The sequence below is a fragment of the Clostridium sp. HGF2 genome, assembly GCF_964240115.1.
Lineage (GTDB): Bacteria > Bacillota_I > Bacilli_A > Erysipelotrichales > Erysipelotrichaceae > Clostridium_AQ > Clostridium_AQ innocuum.
Window position 1 is genome coordinate 1 of record NZ_CAXSSO010000006.1, and the last position, 21,324, is coordinate 21,324.

Sequence of the window (21,324 nt, forward strand, 5' to 3'; positions counted from 1 at the left end):
TACCGAGAATATTGTTTTCTCAAATAATTGACGTTTCCTGTTCAGTTTTCAAAGACCGAAATTTCTATTTCGTGCGCCGCTGTACTCATCAGCGCTCGTATATAATACAACGAATCAAACACTATGTCAACAATAAATTTCATTTTTTTAATATTTTTATTTACCAATGTATTTACCTCTAAAAGCTCGCTGCCTCCATATATAAGGAAGGCATATAAATAAACAGTCAACGTTCATATGTTTTCCAACACATATCTTATTTAACCTGAATAAATAAAAGATACAGCAATCCATATATTTCTCAAACGATATTCTCAATTTTCACATTCTATTCATTATCAAACATAGAGGGGTATAAGAAAAAGGCTCACTGCTTTCGTTTATACACGATGGTAGTAATTCATAAAAGGAGAACTCAACACAATGAAATCATTTTTTATTTGAATTCTCCTTTTTGAATATACTTTAAAACAAGATAGAACATTTATTTTAAGAATTTTTTATTTCCTTAATATATAAGGATAGCAATGCCTCCTGATAACCACTGTATGCGTGCTTTTCAAGTTCTCTGCAAAGTGCCTGTAATTCTTCACTCCTGCAGTTTTGCAATGACAAGAGACGCTTTTCACTGATGGATGAGGTTGACATAATCCTATGATATTCCTCCACTGTACTTTTCCATAAATGCAAATCATCTTTATAACGCTGCTTTAGCTTATCCGCAATCAGAATTCCCTCAGGATCAAAGTCCCCTGCATAATACATGAGAATGTTACTTTTCTGTATGAGATCCAGCAATACATAGCCGCACAGATTTAGCTGACCATTTGTGCATACAAAGCCGATCTGTTCCTTGCCCAGCCTTTTCCCCTCCAAAAACAAAGAACGGAATACCGATGGATTCTCCACAATATAAACTGCTTTAATAGCGTCAGATATGTTATGGATTTGCTGCAGATTGTACAAAGACACTGTCCATGCCTCATAGCGGTCAAAGAATCCTTTCCATGCCTCATGTACTTTTCCATCTCTGCCTTCTGCATTCAGATGCGCAATCATACAGCTGTTTGATAAATCATCTTTTAATAAACCGGCTTCATAATACAGCTTGTTCTTCTCTGCCAGACTGATATCCTGTTCCTCGACATTAAGGAAGTAACAGATTCCCTGAAACAGCAGCGTATTCTCAATGCCTTTATCAAAGAAATGTGGATCCTGGGTCACTGAGGAGGCGAATACTGCCATAGTTTCTATTTCCTGCTTCCAAACAGGCAGCTGATTAATTGCGCCCAATATAAAACATACTGTCTGCCACTTATTATTGTTTAGCAGCTGACGGATATTTCCATAGCTTTTATGATTTGTTTCCTGCATCCAGTTTAGCCACTCTCCAGCTTTTGTGCATGCATAGCGTTTGGATAGAGATCGCATATCCTGCTGTTCCTTTTGAGCCTTTATTTCTTTCTGTTCTTTGTTCGTCAGTATGCTTTCTCCCTTATAAATTTCGAGTACACGAAGAAAATCACTTCCGGCAAACCGGCTGTCCTCGATTGCCTTTTCCCAGACAGAATAAGGTATGGAAATGTCACGGACTCCCCAGTAATCCTTACCGAGTAAGCCCCCAATTGCCTCACGCTCATCATCCTCAGGATCCTTGATACATATTGTTCCTCCAAAATGCTGTAGCTTCTGATATTGACGGATCCATAGATCAGTCACACGTCGAAAGCCGGTATCCTGTAAAAGATATTGTGCAAATGCATCCTCTATCATGATAAATCTCCCTTCATGCGTTTTATATGCCCATCCCATTCATATGGAATCACAGTTACAAAACGGGCGTTTTCCGGACGAAACAGTTCATAAATGGCAAGACCTTTTACGGAAGCGTAGTCTCCCCATAGAACCTGTGAATTCATAATATAGTCAAATTTAAATTTGCTGATCAAATCGAACATATTGTATATGTTCTTTTCATCCACTCCTGCAAATGCCTCATCCAGGGCAATCAGCAACGGCGCATCCTCTCTGGCACTTTCAAATTTTGCGGCTACGGCTGAGAACAGAGGCACGTACATCGCCATTGCTTTCTCACCTCCGCTAAAAGCATAGAAGGTATTGTTCGTAAGCTCTTTTTTAGCTTCTCCGGTTTTTTGTGCCATGATTTTGAATTCAAACCATTTTCGATAATCCATAACCTGACGCATCAGCTGATGAAAGCTTAAGGTGTTGTTTTCAATATTTTGCAGATTTCTTGCGGCAGCAATTTTTGACCGGAAGTGGGAAGACAGACGTTTTAAATCACTTTCCTTTACGACTTTGACATCCTTTTGCAGGATTTCCACCAGCTGTCTGGTATCCATTTCTTCTTCACTTTCCGCTTTTTTGCTCTTCCACTGCAGATTCAGATGCAGTCCGCTGCTGGTATTCATTGCGTTCATATAGCGGTTCATGGTATCCACCCACGCACGGCTGTTTTGTATACGGATACGTACCTTTTTACTGATAATATTCACCAGGATATCCTCAAACAGGTGACGGTCCGAGTCTACAAGCAGATTGTTCTGTAAATCAACATCACGTTGCAGACAGTCAAGCAGTTCTGGAAAGGAAAGAGAGGTTCCCTGATATCGCGCATTGATATCCAGTCTGGCACTGATATCTGTGAGTTCTTCCCATGTATCATCCGTTGTGAAGGTCAGATTGTATTCCTGCAGATTGCTTCGATGATTGTAATAAGCTGTCTGAAGATCCATTTTCAATGCTTCCGGTTTCTTTAGTGCTTCTGTCTGTTTTTCCAGATTCCGTATTTCCTTGATCAGCTGTCCATCTTCACATAAAGCAATATTCGTATATCCGAGTGCCGCTTCATTTTTCACAACATCAAAATACGTTGAAACCAGAGCATCCTGATGTTCGATATCCTGCTTTGTGCGTTCCAGATCCTGTGACGTTGCGGCTACAAGACTTTGCAGCTGTCCCAAACGTGTATCCAGTTCCTGCATAAGATCCGGCAGCTTATGCAATCGTTCTTCGATCTGCTGTAACCGTTTCTGTTTATCCTCATACCCCAAATCCTTCAGCTGTTTTTCCTTTTGCTGCAGAAGAAGGTTTTGTTTTTTTATCAGTTCTCTTAACGTATCGATTTCTGCTTTGAATTCCGAAACATCCCGAAAGGCATCTTCTATTTGCGTTTCACAGCTTTTCACAAAGTCGAGAGATTGTATGAATATCGGCTGTTTTGTTTGTACCAGCTGTAACAGTTTTCTGTAGCTGCTTTTCAATTACCTGCATCGCTTCCAAATGTCTACGCAGACGCTCCTCCATCTGATGATAGCAGGCAATATCGTGCTGCAATATTCTTCGCCCCTCATTTAACTGCTGTAGGGCAAGATGCAGATCATCTTCTTTTACAAAAGCGGATGCTTCCTGTTCCAGCTGCTCCAATCGTTTGTCCAGATCCGTGAGTTTCTGCATTTCCTGATCATATTCCTTTTTCAGCATGTCGCATGCTTCCTGTAACTGCAGAATCATTTGTTCTCTGTATTTCTGTCTTGCATTTTCTCCGATGTATCTTGCCGGTACAGATTGATAAAGCTTTCCCTCTACAATCCCGGTTTGAAACATGGCATCGTGCAGCTGCAGTTTTCCATCATACGTGATATGAAGGGATGTCAGAACGGTATTGATTTCATCCGCAAGCTGCTCAGGAGTTGTCCCCTTCAGATAATACGGTTGTAAATCCCTTACGTTTCGCTGTGTAAAGAAATACATATCCCCGCTTCCAGATGCAAGGGTTTCAATCCATGGTCGGGAGCTCTCATGTACCACCTGTGCATCCAGTACTCCCAGACGCAGCAATGCCTCTTCATACAATGCGCGCAGTTCCTCATCCATCTGCTCATCAAATTCCAGAAGGGTGTAAAAGCTGCGGCTTTCAATCTGATGCTGTTTCAGAAGCTGGCGTGCCTGCTCCTGTTCCCCAGCAATTGCAGGAAATGGATCCTTTTGTGTCTGCCACATGTGCAGCTCTGCGCTCTTCTGTTCCAAATTCATCCTACAGGTTTCCGCTATATCCTTTTGCTCAATTTGCAGGTGAATGATTTCCTTATATAGCGTCTGATAGCTTTGCTGAATGATATCCGTCAGCTTATAAAAGTCCGGCTGTTCCTCATACTGCATAAGAAGATGCATCATCTTATGGAATTCCTCATCCGTCAGCTTTAGATGCTGATTGTTTGCGGACCACTGACTGATTCTTTCTTTATATTCCTCAACGATACGATCATATTGTTCATCCAGCTGCGCCACCAGCTGTTCCTGCTGCTCATTCGTTTGCTTCTGCTGCTCTAATTCTTCCATCAGCTGCTTGTGGTGTGACTTTGCAACATCATAGGAGTTAAACAACTGCAGTCCTTCCTCAAGTAAGCGAAGCTTTGCATCCAGCCGCTTTCCGATATATGTAAAATCATATGGAGTGTCCGGGTGCTGAAACATCTCCTCTTTTAATAGGAGATGATCCTCCAGCAGCAGCTCCTCCTGCAGTTCATCCAGCTGGTCAAAGGCTTCCTTCATTTCAGACAAGGCTTGCTCACATCGGTCACTCTGTGTCTTATGCTGTACTCTAAGTTCCTGAAGACGATCACTTTTTTCCTCTTCCTGGTTTTCCTTATGCTGCAGCTTTTGTATATTACCTTCTTTCTCAGCAGCCAGTCTTGTGCAATCCTCCACCAGCCGCTGCAGATCGTCTGTTGCCAGAGAAAGTTTTTCTTCTGTTAACAGTGCCTGTTCCTGTGCAAGCTGCGTACGGTTTTCCTGCTTCTGCTTTGTTTCCTGTTGATGCCGCTGTAATTCCTCCTCATATTTTTGATAAGCTTCATGAAGATTTGCGGCTGTCTGCCTGACAGTCTGATAGATATGGTATTTTTCAAACAATACGGCATGACTGTACTGCTCGAATACCTGATAAACCGCCTTTGCAGAAGCATAGCTTTGCTTTAAGGCATCCAGCTGATCCTTGATATTATCCATATTGGATATCGCTTCACTCATTGGACGAAGATCATCTTCGCTCAACGGCTGTAAGGATTCACTCAGGATTTCATTGATCATGGTTGGTTTTAAAGAATTGCTCAGCTTAGGCGAGCGCAGCTGCAGCAGCAATGTGATAGCTTCCTTATTATTCCTCGCTGGTTTCAAAACCAAACAGTGCCTGATTCACTCTGTCCATGTATTCTTTTTGCGAATCCATGACCTGCGTGTCGCCGATACGGTTTTTCAACACCTGCTTTGTAATTGCCAGGTTATGATCCAGCAGCTGCACATCCCTGTTGATTCTCATATTATCCTCAATTACAAAATACCAGGATACAAGCGGACGCCCCTGTTTCGCGTGCAGACCCATCCCTATAGTTTTGTAAACCTCACTGTCCGAGCGTTTAAATTCCAGATACAGATAGCCGATGCGATCTGTTCGTTCGCCGCCTTCCTCCAATAGATAGTTTTCTAATTTACGGGAGCGTGTACCAAAAGGATCCAGACGCTCACTGCTTTTATTTCCATCCAGCAGCAGTGGTATAAAGCTTTGCATTGTGACAGATTTACCGGAACCGTTGCTTCCTCTGAGCAGCATGTGACCATCTTTAAAGGGAAATTCCTCGTTTACATAATACCAGAAATCAACCAGCCCCAGCCGGTGCATGTGCCATTTGCTAATTAGTTCACTCATTCTGTTACCTCCGCATATGTTCCTGTTATTTTTCCGGCAATCGGATAGATATAAATATTCTCCTGCTGCACCTGTGCAAAGCCCAAGGTCTGTGCAAGATTGCATACATCCACTGCACTGTCTTCCACTCTGCGATTTTCAATCTGATATTTCTTTGGCAGTAACGCATTGTTTTTCTTGATCAGACGCTGAACGATGGCAAGATATTCTTCCAGCCGCAGTGTGATACCCTCATGCTGATCCAGAGAAAGACGGAAAGTCTTTACCCGTTTGCGCAGATCGTCATGGACAATCAACAGCAAATCATAATAGGCATGCGTCTTTGGAAAGACTTTCCCCATAGAGCAGTCTTCTTCCAGAACCAGAAAGGCGCTGGAGGAATGCACATGCAGCTGACAGGGAAACAGACTCTGAAAATCATTTTCTATATTTCTGCGGTAATTACGAATATAGCCGAAATCATCATCCTTATCCTCTCCTGCTGTATGATAGACACCGCAGGAAAGCATGAGTCTACGATAAATACGCTGCCGGCGGACAATACCGCGATCCTCTTCCATATCAAACCACTCACTCTGTAAAAAGTCCTCCGGTTCATGAAAATCCATAATATCTTTGGGTATGTTGCGTATGAAATAGCGTGATACCCCGGTGTTTTCATATAATATATCACTGGTTTCATCCTTTAGAAAGTAATCCTCATCACTTTCCCGGGAAATGATCATCCCCATTTTAAGAGCATATTGCAGTACACGCACAAGCTGTCTTCTTGCTCGCAGACTTGTCCATTCCAGCTCACCTTTGGGAAACTGCACCTGAATAAATTCACAGATATTGCTCAGGATAAAGCGTTCCCCTGCTTCCTTGTCTTCCAGAAGCATAAGCAGATAACAGAACATCTGATATTCCATAAGCGTTTCAAATTCGGTAATCCCCATCCAGCCTTCTGCTTTGCCTGGAATCTTTTCCAGCTTTACAAGATATGGATTGATAATGAGTGCATAGCCGAATTTCTCCTGCAGCTTCTTTTTCAATTCCTTGGCATTATCCTTTATTTCATAATACAGCTGTGGATCCTGACTTTTCAGAATCCAGCGGCGATTCATCAATTCTTCTATTATTCTCATAACTGTTCCTCATCAAACAGGATTTTGAAGCAAGGCATTACCAGATTTCCATCCTCACAATGCAGTATACAATCGCCTTCCCGTTCCTTTTCTATATGATAATGCTGCCCCTGATCTGTTTTGGCACGCAGATCACTTGCGGCAAGTGCCTTGGATACCCAGCCAAGCAGGACTTTTCTGGTGGCCTTGTCAAGTAAGGGAAGCTGAGAAAAGATGATTTCTCCGTTTTTACTCAATTCCTTTATCTTCTTCTGTTCAGCCTCGCGCTGTGCCTCATACTCCAGACGCTGTATTCGCCGATCCAGTGCATAATCCGTCGCAGGCTTTCGCTCATGCTTTTTCCTTGCCACCTTTGTGCGCGGCTCCAGTGCAAGGAAGGCTGAGGCTTCCTGATACACCCCACTGTGAATGCTGTCCGTATCCCTTGGCGCGATGTTTTTCAAATGCATACAGGTATCTGCCCCAAACACCAGTGCACTTAAGCGATGTGCTTCATCCATAGTATTGCATTTTGCGAATATTTCCGCTATACGCCGGTATTCCTCCTTACGGTTAGCGCCCTGATTGTGCAGCTCACCGATCTGCAGTGCATACCGTGTGATTTTCCGTATGATTTCATTGGTGATTTCAAAGAGGCGGTTTACCTCATTGTTATCATTTTCTCCGACAAACCAGTTGAAAAGACTCTGCCACCGTCCCTGACAATTTTCCAGTACGGCAGTCTTTGTGATATGGGAATTGATGCGGGGAATCGATAGTTCATATTCTGCGACCTTATCGAAAATCAGCGCTATATCTTCATCCTTTACACCGCTTAAATAATCCTCGATGATCATACCATGCTCCTGCAGACTTTTTACAAATGTCTGAAGATAGGTGATCAGCTTATCTTTAAATACCAGAAATTCTCTGGACTTCATCATTTGTTCTGCTTTGGCACTGTTTAATGTCTTTATGTAATCCTGATAGTTCTGATTCAAACGAATGAAATCATCGTTCAGACTTCGCCACCAGTCAGCGACCTCCATATGGGATTTATCCCTTACAGCAAGCAGCTGCAGAATCTGTTTACGAATCCGCTCCAGCAGCGTCGGTTCCAAGGATGCCCCTTCCACAGCAAGATGCTCCAGCTCTATTGTCATTCGTTCAATTACAACCGTATATTCACTTAGCTGATAGCGAAATTTCTTATTTTTAAATTCCTGTAAGGTATTGGGAACGGAGGTATCCTGTGTAGCAACGAGGTTCCCCCAGTCGCACAGTGCCTGCAAATCATTCTGACAGTTCTCCATGGTATAGTCTTCATATCCTGGTAATGCGGATATCATGTCATAAATATCCTCTTTAAACATCCAGTAATGTATTTTTTCATGCTCCTGATAAAAATAGCGAATGATAATGCGGTAACGGTCCACATTCTCGGCTCTGAGATAATTCACCTCGGTTATCGGTTTTAAAAGCTTATCATATAGTTCCATATCCCTCACCGTCTTTCTCTATCATTCTACCATATATTTCCTATTCTTTTACAAATTATACAAGTCGCCGATACAGAGCATCCAGCATTCTGTTGATAAGTTGTACAAAGTATCCATACCAGGCTTCTGTATCATTACAAAGCAGATAGAGAATACCCAGTGTGATTGTGAGCACAATGACAGAAATCCACGGTATTGCATCCCCCATCAGTCCGCTGATCAGCATAATCCCCATGAGAACAAGATACAAGGCCACAAATTTCTGTATTATCACAGCTGCCAGATGCAGGATGGCAAAGAAACCAAAGCTGCATAATCTGATACAATTAGCTGCAGCAAATACGATTACAAACAGGAGCTTTCGTATGCCGTGTAGTGCTGAAATATCATATATTCCCGGCCCTGCTTTGTCCATTGCCTCCCCATGCATATGAACATGCGTTTCTTCCCGCTGTACATAGTCACCATAATAATGATATTCTGTATTCTCGTTGTGATTATGATTCCCTTGATTGAATTGCATATTGTTCTCTCCTTAAAATGACAGGTCTTCTGTATCTTTATTCATAATGGACATGACAGCAGGCAATTCCACACTTGCAATTACCACATCGCTTAGAATAAACATGATTCTAATTTCCGTTTGCTTTTCAAACCAATCATAAATGCGTCCTGCACTTTTACAGCCTCTTGCGACGGTTCTCACACTGTTCGCGACATAGCCAAATGTCACACCGGCATCTGATATTACGCGAATGGCTTCATCGTCCTCTTCGTTATCAATATCCTTTTCAATCAATAACCTCTGTCCCACGCGAAACACCTCATTGCCAAAGTAATAGCGTAATCCAACAATTGTTATGTAGGTCATAAAAATCTCCTTCTTTCTTTACAATTACATTATAAGATAAGGATTGTATAAAATTATAAACAGTGACGATAAACATTTCATGTTACAATATAGAAAAGATGATATACGGGAAACAGAGCATAACAATCAAAAGGTGCATATTTATACCTTTCTGTTATAGCTACATGGGAGGGATGGTTATATGGAAGATAGTAGAATGAGTGCCATAGCGATACTATATATATTGAAAGAGTATTCGGATGAGGCACATCCTTTATCCAGTAATGCTTGTATTCCATTACTGGAGCAGGTATATGATATTAAAATCAATCGCGGAACGCTTTCTGCATATATCAAACAGCTGCGTAATTTTGGAATCGACATCCAGACAACCAATCGGGGCTATTATCTGATTGACCGGGATTTGGAAAAGAGTGAGGTACACGTTTTGTGTAATCTGATTCATTCCTCACATTTCATATGCGACAGCTCCAGCTTTCAGCTCATCGACAAGCTGCTGAAGACGCAGAGCAGATATCATCGTAAAGATTTTAAAAACGCCGTATATATTCAGAACTCACGAAAAACGAAAAACCGGCAGCTGTTTCTGAATGTGGATATCCTCTTGGAAGCAATACAGGAGAATAAAATGATCCAGATGTACTATCTGACCTACAATCTGAAGAAGGAGCTGATACGGAAAAGAGAGAAACCGTATTTTCTGCATCCGTATTATATTGTTGAGGAAAACGGAAATCTGTATCTGATTTGTAAAACAGATAAGCATGATGATTTTACGCATTATCGCATTGACCGTATGCAGGATATCAGAAAATTGGATACATCCGCAGATGCACTTCGTAATTCCTTTGATCCTTACGCATATTCCAAAACCAAAATGTATATGTATTCAGGGGAGCCCGTAGCGGTTTTCCTTCGCTGTCATAAAATGATACTGAATGATGTCATTGATCAGTTTGGACAGGAAATCATATTGCAGGAAACAAAGGGTTCCGATTATTTCATCGCACGTATTTATTCTACGGAAACCGGTATTATGTACTATGCCATGCAATATGCTTTATATTGCGAAATACTGGAGCCCAGCGAGTTGCGAGAGCGTGTAAGAAATAATTTAAGGAAAGCACTCTCTGTTTATGAAAAAGATAAAGCATAGATAACGATATATCAAAACTATTATTCAGCACAGTGCAGATGACAAATAGCAATGTAATAAAGAACCATAAGTAAGGCTTCTTACTCAATTGCAGGTAAATTTAACAGAGAGAATTCAACCCTATTGAATTATCAATAGAAGTTGAATTTTCTCTATTATGAACACCCTAAAGCAAGAAAGACCTAAATAAGTAGCTCACGCATTGCATGATAGTGCCTGATAATGATTTTATATCAGCTGGCTGTTCAAATCATAAAAAAAATAGCGAACTAAAAAACTTGTCACAAACGTGTACATTCCAATTTGCGACAAGTCTTTTTTAATTTTCATATGATCGTTCTCTCCCATTGATCGTTTATTCTTTTAAGGCTTCCTTATCATTTATTTTATCGAGTGGAGGTTTCTTTTTATAAGATGCAATAATTCTGGTGCTATAGCGGCGTCTATTGAGGCGTTACCCGATTTACTAAATCTGAGTAGTTTTTTTGTCTTGGATTGATAAGACTTTGTTAGACTGAGTTTATAGCCTTTTCTGGCTGCATATGCAAAATACTGCTTCATAAAATAACTGAGCTTGGATAAATTCGTACCGCATACCTTTTCGAGATAAGGCACCTGTCCCTTCCTCAAATGTGTCAAATATTTCTCTTCCAGCCATCCCATTAGTATGAGGGAGTCCTCAACTGTTGCATAGCCTCTCTGATACAGCTGCCTTTCAATAACAGCGGCAGTTTTCTTTTCAATCTGCTATCTGTTCAATAGTCAAATCCTCCATATTTCCCACGACAAGCCGCAATTCAAAGCCTTCATTTCCATCATGTGCCTCAGCTGACTGAATTAAGGTTTTGTTTTCCTTGAAATATTTGTTTTTTCTCTGCCGGAAGAATTCAACGATATCCAGGGCATCCAGCTCCAGCTGTGCCAATTCTGTTTGCAGGGCATCTTTACCTATTTGGGCAATGTTCCATCCTAAGGATGCTAATTTGATTACTGCGACAAATTCTTGAAAGCTTAAATTATTCGCATTGCCAATTGGAGCGATAAAGTCATGCATAAGCTCCGAAAAATTGTCATGCTCTATACGTTCCGGTAAAGGATCATATGTTACATCCTGATCATTGATATAGGCACCTTTTACATTTCTATGCCGTACAATAGATTCATAGAAATCTTCCGCTTCTTCCAGCGTAGCATTCTGCTTAATGAGGATATCCGCAACAGAATCCAAAATAAACTCATTTCGATATTGAAAAAATGACCCTTTCCAGCGATGCTCAGGTAATACATTCCGTACATCAGCAAGAAGATACATACCAATCGCTTTCATCCGATACAGGTTGTCCTTATTTTCATCATACAGTTCTATATAGTCCGGTGTAACATCTATAATACGATATTCTCCATAGTGCTCTTCCTTCCAGCCTCTCAGTATACTGCTGTCACTTTCATTCCACTTTCTGCTGTCGAAAAACTCCTTTAGACATTGTGGATGGGAGCCGATATAGGCTAATGCTTGGTTCATCTTTTGATGCTTATTCGGTTCCTGCATGAGCAATACACTGTATACATGATTTTTATAAACAAACTTCAAATATTCCTCTCGAAGCTTTATCAGCTTTTTTGCGTCTTTCTTATGTAAATAATTCATAGTATGTCCCTGGTATAACCACAGCTTACACTTCACAGTAAGCTTGTCATACGCCTTTCCTCCTTTACATCATTATTTTAACAAAAAGCATAGCTGTGTAGGGACTCTTCATCTATAGTCTCGTTCAAAGTCTTGCCTCTATGCCTTTTTTCGATTCCGCAGTTTTTTAATAAACAGATACACACCCAGAATAAGAACAGCTGTCGCAGCCATTCCTATCAACAGACTGCCTTCCTTTTTATTTTCTTCATATGCCTCCTCATAAGCTTCTTTCGCGGCTGGATAAAAAGCAGTATCCTTCACAGCATCCAGAAAATCAAGATTCTGATCCTCACCTTCTTCTCCGTCCTTTTTTCCATTGTCTTTTGCAAGCTGAAGCAATTGCTTTTTTTCTTTTTCATAGCTCTTGACGGATGTATCATATGCTTCCTTATAGATTGCTTTAAATTTCTTCAAGTTATAATCCTCTACATCGGATATCTTTTTGTCATTGTATACATATTCATAGGCATTGTACTCTGCCGTACCCTGCAGAACTGTTTTCACTTCCTGTTCCGCATCATCAAAGGCTGTTTTATAATATTCTATATATTCATTTTTTATAATTTTGGATGGGAGTTCCTTCAACTGATACGCTTTCTTTTCCAAAGCATCTTTCTTTCCGTTTGTTTCTGCCAGTGAGGATGAATTGTTCATAAGCTCGGTTTCTGCTTTTTCATAGGATTTATTAAAGGCTGTTTTGTAGGCTTTTTGAGAGTAGGTATAGGTTACATCTTCCAGTGTTTTGTCCGGATTCTTCATTTTGAACGAATATCCATCCGCAGCCCCTTCTTTTGCATAATCAATTTTCGGCTGTGCCGGAACTTCAACCTTTGGTTTTGCCTCCTGAACAGGTTGCGGTGTACTTGGAGATGGTGTTGAGGATCCACTCGTTGATGGTGCTGATGTTCCACCTGAGGAACTCGTACCTCCACCATTGTGACAGTGATATTCGCCATAAGCCAATCCCCATTTCTCACAATTTGTCCGGCATGTATGACAGCCATTACTGTCGGTTCTTCCTGGATGTGCCTGAATGGAAGTAGACGTTGGTAATACAAGAAGTAATGCGAATGTTGCGAATGCAAATAATTTTCTCATTTTTTCACCCTCCTAGACTATGAGTAAATTACAAACCTCTTCCCTCCTTCCCTATGCTTTAATTATAACGCTTACATTTAAACTTTTGTAATTTATTTAAATCAATAGGAATACAATTACTCGACTGTATACTGGCTTTATTGTGAAATTGGGTTATCCTGATAATTTCTTATACTAAAGCAAGCTGGTTTCAGATATAAATGGGATGACATAGCTATTAGGATAAGCTTTCATATCAGAATTTCATGGATATGGTGATACTATGATACCGCGGTTTACTTAGGTATGACGGATGTTGGATATGCAGCCCTGACAAAGAATATCATTATGGCGTTTGCGAAAAGAGCAATGGCGGTCATGCTGGAGAATAGTATTGACCGCATGAAAATCAGTACCCAAGATGTAGATCTGGTGCTGTAGGCGGTGGCTCCGTGATTGTGTCAAAGCCGTTGTCTTGTTGCAGGCAGAAGGCGAAGCCAGAGCATTTTGGAGTAGCAAATGCAATTGGTGCTGCCATTTCAAAGGTAAGTGGTACATGAGAGCAGCAGGTTTCAGATGATGAGGTGCCTTGTGAGGAAGCAATTGAAAAGGCGAAGGCGGTTGATTTGGCTGTTACGGCTGGAGCGGTTCGTGATACTGTGCAGTATCGATATGATAATGAACCATTGGCGTATTATCCAAAAAACAAGCAGGCTGAAGATAAGGGCTGCTGGTGATTTGAAAAGTGAATAGTGAAAAGAGCTGTTACTAAGAAGTAAAATTCTAGTGACAGCTCTTTTCAAGCATCCTACTACATCCTCATAGAATCTATCATAAAGTAAACTGCATAGAAAGCTATTATCTCGATTGGATTTCACTATAAGTGAAAGGTTAGGCTATTTAATTACTTCTATAATGGAAGTAAGGAGATAACATGAATGTACTGTTAACATAATAAAATGAAAGAAAATTATTTTGAGGAATATAATCGGATTGCATCAAAAATAAAAGTATTGCGTACTGCTAAGCATTTAACACAAGAACAGTTGAGTGAACTGTCAGGTTTAAGTATAAGCTATATCAGCAAGATTGAAGCGCCTAATTGTAATAAAAGCTTCTCTCTTGATGCATTATTCATACTTGCCGAGGTGCTTACCTCCAGGAAACTCCCAGAGTCCAGAAAATTCACCTTTCAATCGCTGAGCAATCAGATAAAAGTCATCCTTCTTTATGATTGCGGCTACGACTTCTATTTTTTTCATACTACATCACCTGTATGTATCATATCAAATCAAGTATAGGATTACAATCTTCTTATATATCTGTAATATTTGTACTTAAGCTTAAATAATGCTAAAATGATAAAGAAATAAAGGAAGGGACGATATGACGATACAAACTATTAACGATTATAAAAATAAATTTATCATTTCAAATTACTCATTTTTTACTGATATCTTCACCAAGCCCATCTGGGGTGATATGGGCGAGGATACCGCCTCCATCACATTGACAGTGATGGAAAACACTTGGCACCTGCACTTCATCCGCACCCAAAGCGGTGAGCCATATCCATTAAGTAACACCGTATGCAATGTAATTGATGAATACGAAAAGGATTTAACCAATGAAGAAGTATTTGAATTCTTAGCGCATCACAATATCCTGAAGGAATTTGAGGACGCTGTATCAAAGCTTTAAGATGTCTTACATCTATACATATACAAAAAATACGAATCCAATATGATAAAGACTGCCTGTCAAAGAAATATTAACCTTCTTCAAACAGACAGTCCTTTTTCATTTCAAAACACTACCTAATCCAGCTCCAGTCCCCCGGTATATAACTGATAATATGTTCCCCTCTCCTTCATCAACTTCTCATGATTTCCACGCTCAATGATCTTCCCCTGATCCATCACCATAATCACATCGGAATTTCTGATTGTGGAAAGCCGATGCGCAATGACAAACACCGTTCTTCCCTCCATCAGCTTATCCATACCATCCTGCACAATTTTCTCGGTACGGGAATCAATCGAGCTTGTCGCCTCATCCAGAATAAGAACCGGTGAATTCGCAAGTGCCGCTCTGGCAATTGACAACAGCTGCCGCTGCCCCTGAGAAAGAGAAGCCCCATCTCCACTGATCACCGTATCATAGCCATGCTCCAGATGTCGTATAAAGCCATGTGCATTTGCAAGCTTTGCCGCCGCAATCACTTCTGCATCCGTAGCATCCGCCTTACCATATCGAATATTATCTCGTATTGTTCCGGTAAACAGATGCGTATCCTGCAAAACGATGCCCAAAGACCTTCTCAGATCATCCTTCTTAATCAGCTTGATATCAATGCCATCATACGTGATCGTCCCCTTTTGTATATCATAGAATCGGTTGATCAAATTGGTAATTGTGGTTTTTCCTGCACCTGTAGCACCGACAAATGCCACCTTCTGACCACGATCAGCATACAGCTTGATGTTATACAGAATCTGCTTATTCTCATGATAGCCAAAATCCACATCATCAAAAATGATATTTCCAACCAGAGGAACATACTGCACAGCACCATCTCCTCGCGGATGCCGCCATGCCCATTTTCCTGTCGGCACCTCACTCTCAATCAGCTCACCGTCAACCTCCTGCACATGTGCAAGCGTCACCAGGCCATCATCCGGCTCTAGGTCTTCATCCATCAATGCAAAGATGCGCGAAGCACCTGCGGATGCCATAATAACGGAATTTAACTGCTGGGATATCTGCGTAATCGGCATAGTAAAGGATCGATTCAACTGCAGGAAGGATGCCAGAGCACCTAATGTCAGACCACCGATGCCGTTGATAGCGATCAGTCCACCGAGCAATGCCGTCAATACATAGGATATATTCCCCAGATTTCCCATAACCGGCATCAGGATATTTGCAAACTTATTCGCCTGATAAGCACTGTCAAACAGCTGCTCATTCACCTGATCAAAGCCATCCTTTGTTTCCTGTTCATGCGTAAACACCTTAATGACCTTCTGCCCGCTCATCATCTCTTCAATATAGCCGTTCACAACACCGAGATCACTCTGCTGCCGCTTGAAATAAACAGCACTCTGTCCTGCGATTTTAGACATTGCCGTCTTCATGACGATTACCATAACCACGACAATGACCGTCAGATAAAGACTCAGCACACACATGGAAAGAAAGACACTCACGACAGTAATCGCGCTCGACAGCAGCTGTGGAATACTTTGTGAAATTACCTGCCGCAGTGTATCCGTATCATTCGTATATACCGACATGATATCGCCATGATGATGCGTATCGAAATAGCGGATGGGCAGCTTTTCCATATGTGCAAATAAATCATCACGAATCCGTTTCATCGTCCCCTGTGCCACATTGATCAAAATTCTGGCATACAGATACGTGGAAGCAATACCGCATACATAAATGGCAGCCATGGCACACAGCGCCTGAAACAGAGGTCCGAAATCCGCCGGTCCGTTGGATGCCAGAATCGGTGCGATATAATCATCAATCAGACTTTTCAGAAACAGGGAGCTTGCCACTGTTGCCAGAGAACTGATGATAATGAAAATCAACACAAAGAAACAGGAAACCCTGTAATTGCGAATAACATAAGCGCACAGCCGCGTCAGCACCTGTAGAGAATCCCTGTCCGCTTTTACCTTGTTTTTCTTAATCTGCATTCTCATCGCCTCCTTTCATCTGCGTACGATAAACCTCCTGATAGATTTCATTTGTTTTTAACAGCTCCGCATGAGTTCCAATACCGTTGATTTTTCCATCATCCAGCACCACAATTCTATCCGCGTCCTCAATAGAGGAGATACGCTGGGATATGATCAGCTTTGTGATATCCGGAATATCCTCGCGAAACGCCTTTCGTATCAGATAATCCGTCCGCGTATCCACCGCGCTTGTGGAATCATCCAGAATCAGAATCTTCGGGTTTTTCAGTAAGGCTCTGGCAATACAAAGACGCTGCTTCTGACCGCCGGATACATTGCTTCCACCCTGTTCTATATGCGTATCATAGCCATCCGGAAACCGCTGGATAAATTCATCCGCCTGGGCAAGCCTGCATGCCTGCAGCATTTCCTCATCACTCGCATTGGGATTTCCCCAGCGCAGATTATCCTTGATCGTACCGCTGAACAGCACGTTATTCTGTAATACCATGGATACCTGATTCCGCAGTACATCCAAATCATATTCCTTTACATCCACACCGCCAACATACAGACTTCCCTTTGTCACATCATACAGTCGGGGAATCAGCTGCACAAGAGAGGACTTCCCGCTTCCCGTACCTCCAAGTATTCCAATCGTTTCTCCTGAGCGGATATGCAAATCAATATCCTCCAGTGAATCAGCCTCCTGATCCACACTGTATGCAAAGCTGACATGGTGAAAATCAATGGAACCGTCCTTCAACTCGGTAACAGCCTTTTCCGGTGAAACGATATCACTCTTTTCATCCAGTACCTCATCAATTCGCTGAACGGAGGCAAAGCTCATGGACAGCATGACAAAGATCATAGACAGCATCATCAGTGACATCAGGATATTCGTCGTATAGGTCATCATACTCATCAGCTCACCGGTTGTCATAGAACCACCGACAATCATTCTTGCCCCCAGCCAGGAAATCGCCAGGATACAGGCATACATGGACAGCTGCATTGCCGGAGAATTAAAAATCAGAATATTCTCCGCCTTTTTGAACATACGGTAAATATTATAGGATGCCTTATTAAATTTTGAAATCTCATAATCTTCCTTTACATATGCCTTTACGACACGCATATTCGTAATATTTTCCTGTACACTTGCATTTAAATCATCATACCTGTTGAATACCTGCAGAAAAATCGGATGGGCAAATTTCATAATAAAAATCAGAACGATTCCCAAAAAGGCGATCGCATACAGAAATACCATGGACAGCTCGGCATTGATCACAAACGTCATTGCCATAGCACAAACCAGCGTCAATGGAGCACGCACACACATCCGCAGCACCATCTGATAGGCATTCTGTATATTCGTCACATCCGTCATCAGGCGAGTCACCAGACCGGCTGTAGAAAATTTATCGATATTATGAAACGAGAAATCCTGAATATTGTAGAACATTGCTCTGCGCAGATTCTTGGCAAAGCCTGCCGATGCATAAGCTGCATATTTCCCCGACATCGCCCCGCAGAACAAGGAGCCGAAGGCTGCCACAATCATAATGACACCATATTTTGTCACTTCCGTCATATCGCCCTGACTCACACCCTTATCAATGATAAAGGACATCAGAAACGGCAGTGAAATTTCCAGTACAACTTCTCCCACCATGAAGATCGGAGCGAGAAAGGAGGCTTTCCTGTATTCTTTTACTTCCTGTAAAATCCGTTTAATCATATTGTCATCTCCTTTTCGATAGCATGCTATGTATTTTGTGAAAAGAAAAGCATCAGCTCTTCTGCCCAAGCATTTTCAGCAGGCAGCTCTGCATACATGCGATTTCCTCATCATTCAGTGCCGTCACCAGCTCCTCTTCATTCTCCTTGAATTTCTCTCTGAGAATCTTGTCCAGCTCCAGCGCCTGTTCACTGACCACGATATTTTTCACCCTCGCATCCTTTGTGCTTGCGACACGATGGATCAGTCCCTTATGCTCCAGACGATTCAGAATACCGGTTACGGATGGATTGGATATATCCATTGCATCCTCAATGTCCTTTTGATGTACCTGCTCTCCGCGTTCATGAGCCTTAAACAGGTAAATCAGCGTGAAGGTCTGGGAAGCCGTCAAATCAAATTCCGCAAATATGGTATTCAATCTGGCCTGATTCATTAGAAACACCTGTTTTATGAGATATCCGATATGCATATCCGCCATGCTTTCACCTCGCACTTTATCAGCTAATATATAGCACGCTATGAATTATACACCAGCTTTTCTTCCCTGTCAAATATTTTCCACTCTTCCTTTTTTCCGTTATGCTTCCTTATATATATGATATATCCCGACTTTTTTCTATCCTTACGGGTAGATGACTGCCGCATGCAGCCAACACACCTGTTATCAAAAAAAGAATACATCCCGAATTTACTAGGATGCATTCCCGAAAAATTTTCGATTTTGTTGTACTGCGATGCTGTCCGGCTTGTATCTGCCTGCGATATCGTTGTAATGCATGGACGCCTGTCGGTCATGCAGCTGCCAGTAACAGACACAGAGCTGAATTGCCGGAAGATAACCATAGCAGTCAACACGAACAAAGGCACCGCTTTTATCATCACGTGTCCGATGCAATGCTGTTTCATACCAGAACACCGCTTCCTTCCAGCGTTTTTCATCAAAGAAGTATTTTCCGATATCACAGCAAAGCTCCGCCCTTGGTGCATCATATCGAAAGCTCTGCAGATAGGACTGCAGCTCCTCATCCTTTTGCTGCAGCGCACTGTGACAGTAGCCCATCATTTCACACGCATCAATGTTGTTTTCCACCCATCCCTGCTTTCCGTCCAAAAAGGCTTCAAACACCTGCAAAGCATCATAGTAACGTGCATGATAGTACAGCTCCCTTGCGTAATAGAACTGTTCTCTTGCGTCCAGCTGCTTCCCCTGTGCCAGTAGCTTTTCAAAAATGCGAAGGTTACGGTCCGGATCATTGACATGCAGCTTCTGATGTGTAATCGCAATGTCCTCATACTGTACCATTCCTGTTAATGGTATCACCTCATGAATGACACCGGTCCAGCGATGCTGCATACGCCGGTTCATCAAGCGCTCCCGATAATAGGAAAAGGTAGGATTTCCCTTATCGTCAAACGCTGTATGATATTTCATCATTACAATGGAAACCTCCGGCTGCAGTCGCTGCTTCAGCTCCACGAGCTGTTCCTGATCCTCCTGCAATATCACATCATCCGCATCCAGCCACATGATAAAGTCCTGTGTTGCCTTGGAAAAGGAATAGTTACGCGCCTTGGAAAAATCATCGCACCATGCAAAATCATAAAGTTTATCCGTGAAGCCGGCCGCAATTTCCTTTGTCTTATCTGTACTTCCGGTATCCACAACAATAATTTCATCCGCAAAGGAGGTTACACAGGCAAGACAGCGTGCCAGAACCTCCTCTTCGTTTTTGACAATCATGCAAACACTAATTCCCGCCATACATCGACCCCTTTCCCTATCCGAAGCTGCTTATCAGTTAATCTGATAAACAATCAGATAGGCATTGACTGTATTGTTAAAGCTGCATACGTTGACTCCCTGTGCGGTATCGCTGACCATGCGCAGACTATCTCCCTCACCCAATTCAACTATACAGCTGCCCTGCACAAAGCTTCCTTCACACAGCATCGGTATTCTGGATTCCTCAATAATCATTGCACTGTTCAGCTCCAGAGCAACAGCATCCCCCTCACAGGGCTGTGAAGCGAGCAGACAGCCGAACTGCACCACATAGGTTCCGGCATGTCCTGCAATGACACTTTGATAGTCCTCAGAAATTGTAAATCCGCTTTGAATGGTGCCTACATCAAATACAAAGGCATCCTGTGCACAGAACTGCTTATCTGTAAAGGACTGAAGACTGACGGAAGCAAATTGTACAAGGGGCGCAGATTCTCCGGCTGGTCCGGTTGCCCCCTGCGGTCCCTGTGGACCCTGGGCTCCGGTTGCCCCTCTGGCGCCGGTTGCGCCACGCTCACCCGGCATTCCCTGAGGACCCGTTGATCCGGTAGGACCCTGAACGCCTGCTACTCCCTGTGGGCCGGTATTTCCCTGAGGACCACGTAAGCCCTGCAGGCCTTCTCTTCCCTGAGGACCCTGCAGACCTCTTGGTCCCTGCGGACCCCTTGGACCTCTTGGACCCATGGGACCGGTAGGTCCGATACCAGGATACGGGCGTGGCGGACGCGGCGGTCGGTTGCAGTCACAGCCGCAGTCACAAGCTGAACCGCCATCACTATTGCAGTTGTAATATTCCTGTGCAAAGCCTTGCTCATCCTCTGCAGAGCGGTTATCGTCAAAATCCCGGTCGCATCTGCAGCCACAGTCCTGCCCAGCTTTTGGCTCATCAAATCCACGGTAGGAATCGTAGTCGTCATATTCGCAGTTATCGTCATATCTGTTTCGATACATAGCTATTCCCCTTTCAAGAGCTTTTCT

Annotated in this window: 19 protein-coding genes and 2 pseudogenes; 5 read left to right on the forward strand and 16 right to left on the reverse strand. The window is 42.4% G+C overall.

All coding sequences use genetic code 11. The annotated features are described in order from the left end of the window. Positions 1–489 precede the first annotated feature (489 nt). The 8 genes from ACESPQ_RS11220 to ACESPQ_RS11255 are packed head-to-tail and all read right to left on the reverse strand — an operon-like array spanning position 490 to position 9,204. Positions 490–1,773, reverse strand: a complete 1,284-nt coding sequence (locus ACESPQ_RS11220; RefSeq protein WP_373144370.1) for a TIGR02679 domain-containing protein — start codon at positions 1,771–1,773, stop codon at positions 490–492. Beyond that, entirely contained in the window at positions 1,770–3,284 is a 1,515-nt protein-coding gene (locus ACESPQ_RS11225; protein ID WP_373144371.1) for an SbcC/MukB-like Walker B domain-containing protein, read from the reverse strand. The genes ACESPQ_RS11220 and ACESPQ_RS11225 overlap by 4 nt, the downstream gene beginning before the upstream one ends. After that, on the reverse strand, positions 3,196–5,163 hold the full coding sequence (locus ACESPQ_RS11230; protein WP_373144372.1) for a hypothetical protein: 1,968 nt from the start codon (positions 5,161–5,163) through the stop codon (positions 3,196–3,198). The genes ACESPQ_RS11225 and ACESPQ_RS11230 overlap by 89 nt, the downstream gene beginning before the upstream one ends. Positions 5,164–5,179: 16 nt before the next feature. Further along, entirely contained in the window at positions 5,180–5,728 is a 549-nt protein-coding gene (locus ACESPQ_RS11235) for a hypothetical protein (protein ID WP_373144373.1), read from the reverse strand. Next, positions 5,725–6,855 (reverse strand): TIGR02678 family protein, encoded by a 1,131-nt coding sequence (locus ACESPQ_RS11240; protein ID WP_373144374.1) that lies wholly within the window; start codon positions 6,853–6,855, stop codon positions 5,725–5,727. Before ACESPQ_RS11240 ends, ACESPQ_RS11235 begins: the two co-directional genes overlap by 4 nt. Further along, positions 6,852–8,333 (reverse strand): TIGR02677 family protein, encoded by a 1,482-nt coding sequence (locus ACESPQ_RS11245; RefSeq protein WP_373144375.1) that lies wholly within the window; start codon positions 8,331–8,333, stop codon positions 6,852–6,854. The genes ACESPQ_RS11240 and ACESPQ_RS11245 overlap by 4 nt, the downstream gene beginning before the upstream one ends. Positions 8,334–8,388: 55 nt before the next feature. Continuing rightward, the gene (locus ACESPQ_RS11250) at positions 8,389–8,856 is read right to left on the reverse strand and encodes a hypothetical protein (RefSeq protein WP_118002735.1); all 468 of its coding nucleotides are present in this window, start codon (positions 8,854–8,856) and stop codon (positions 8,389–8,391) included. 12 nt (positions 8,857–8,868) lie between these two features. Beyond that, positions 8,869–9,204, reverse strand: coding sequence for an HIRAN domain-containing protein (locus ACESPQ_RS11255; protein ID WP_008818395.1), 336 nt, complete (start codon positions 9,202–9,204; stop codon positions 8,869–8,871). 181 nt (positions 9,205–9,385) lie between these two features. Between ACESPQ_RS11255 and ACESPQ_RS11260 the strand changes: the two genes are divergently transcribed. Further along, positions 9,386–10,360: a helix-turn-helix transcriptional regulator gene (locus tag ACESPQ_RS11260; protein ID WP_008818394.1), complete on the forward strand. Its 975-nt coding sequence runs from the start codon at positions 9,386–9,388 to the stop codon at positions 10,358–10,360. A 739-nt stretch (positions 10,361–11,099) separates the two neighbouring features. On the opposite strand, the gene ACESPQ_RS11265 is transcribed toward ACESPQ_RS11260, so the two are convergent. Both ACESPQ_RS11265 and ACESPQ_RS11270 read right to left on the reverse strand, forming a co-directional pair. Next, on the reverse strand, positions 11,100–12,008 hold the full coding sequence (locus ACESPQ_RS11265; protein WP_109770644.1) for a hypothetical protein: 909 nt from the start codon (positions 12,006–12,008) through the stop codon (positions 11,100–11,102). Positions 12,009–12,146: 138 nt separating this feature from the next. Then, positions 12,147–13,148: a YHYH domain-containing protein gene (locus ACESPQ_RS11270; protein ID WP_373144376.1), complete on the reverse strand. Its 1,002-nt coding sequence runs from the start codon at positions 13,146–13,148 to the stop codon at positions 12,147–12,149. Positions 13,149–13,433: 285 nt separating this feature from the next. Here ACESPQ_RS11270 and ACESPQ_RS11275 point away from each other — a divergent pair, with 285 nt between their 5' ends. The 3 genes and pseudogenes from ACESPQ_RS11275 to ACESPQ_RS11285 form a co-directional block, all read left to right on the forward strand. Then, the gene (locus ACESPQ_RS11275; RefSeq protein ID WP_257366961.1) at positions 13,434–13,568 is read left to right on the forward strand and encodes a hypothetical protein; all 135 of its coding nucleotides are present in this window, start codon (positions 13,434–13,436) and stop codon (positions 13,566–13,568) included. Between the two features lie 143 nt (positions 13,569–13,711). Further along, positions 13,712–13,864, forward strand: a complete 153-nt coding sequence (locus ACESPQ_RS11280; protein WP_156346812.1) for a hypothetical protein — start codon at positions 13,712–13,714, stop codon at positions 13,862–13,864. A 222-nt stretch (positions 13,865–14,086) separates the two neighbouring features. Beyond that, positions 14,087–14,221: pseudogene (locus ACESPQ_RS11285) on the forward strand (helix-turn-helix domain-containing protein); the annotation flags it as partial. A gap of 57 nt (positions 14,222–14,278) precedes the next feature. On the opposite strand, the pseudogene ACESPQ_RS11290 reads toward ACESPQ_RS11285, so the two are convergent. After that, positions 14,279–14,389, reverse strand: a pseudogene (locus ACESPQ_RS11290) (8-oxo-dGTP diphosphatase MutT); the annotation flags it as partial. A gap of 124 nt (positions 14,390–14,513) precedes the next feature. On the opposite strand from ACESPQ_RS11290, the gene ACESPQ_RS11295 reads away from it, so the two are divergent. After that, complete coding sequence (locus ACESPQ_RS11295) at positions 14,514–14,828, forward strand: hypothetical protein (RefSeq protein WP_009270282.1); 315 nt, start codon at positions 14,514–14,516, stop codon at positions 14,826–14,828. Between the two features lie 116 nt (positions 14,829–14,944). On the opposite strand, the gene ACESPQ_RS11300 is transcribed toward ACESPQ_RS11295, so the two are convergent. The 5 genes from ACESPQ_RS11300 to ACESPQ_RS11320 all read right to left on the reverse strand — a co-directional run bounded on the left by ACESPQ_RS11300 (position 14,945) and on the right by ACESPQ_RS11320 (position 21,297). Then, positions 14,945–16,834, reverse strand: coding sequence for an ABC transporter ATP-binding protein (locus ACESPQ_RS11300; protein ID WP_002607146.1), 1,890 nt, complete (start codon positions 16,832–16,834; stop codon positions 14,945–14,947). Next, a complete protein-coding gene (locus ACESPQ_RS11305; RefSeq protein ID WP_373144377.1) occupies positions 16,824–18,560 on the reverse strand; it encodes an ABC transporter ATP-binding protein in 1,737 nt (578 codons plus the stop codon). The genes ACESPQ_RS11300 and ACESPQ_RS11305 overlap by 11 nt, the downstream gene beginning before the upstream one ends. 52 nt (positions 18,561–18,612) lie before the next feature. After that, entirely contained in the window at positions 18,613–19,041 is a 429-nt protein-coding gene (locus ACESPQ_RS11310) for a MarR family winged helix-turn-helix transcriptional regulator (RefSeq protein WP_002607144.1), read from the reverse strand. Between the two features lie 213 nt (positions 19,042–19,254). Beyond that, entirely contained in the window at positions 19,255–20,325 is a 1,071-nt protein-coding gene (locus ACESPQ_RS11315; RefSeq protein WP_109770630.1) for a glycosyltransferase, read from the reverse strand. A gap of 33 nt (positions 20,326–20,358) precedes the next feature. Then, entirely contained in the window at positions 20,359–21,297 is a 939-nt protein-coding gene (locus ACESPQ_RS11320) for a collagen-like protein (RefSeq protein WP_118002739.1), read from the reverse strand. Positions 21,298–21,324: the final 27 nt, after the last annotated feature.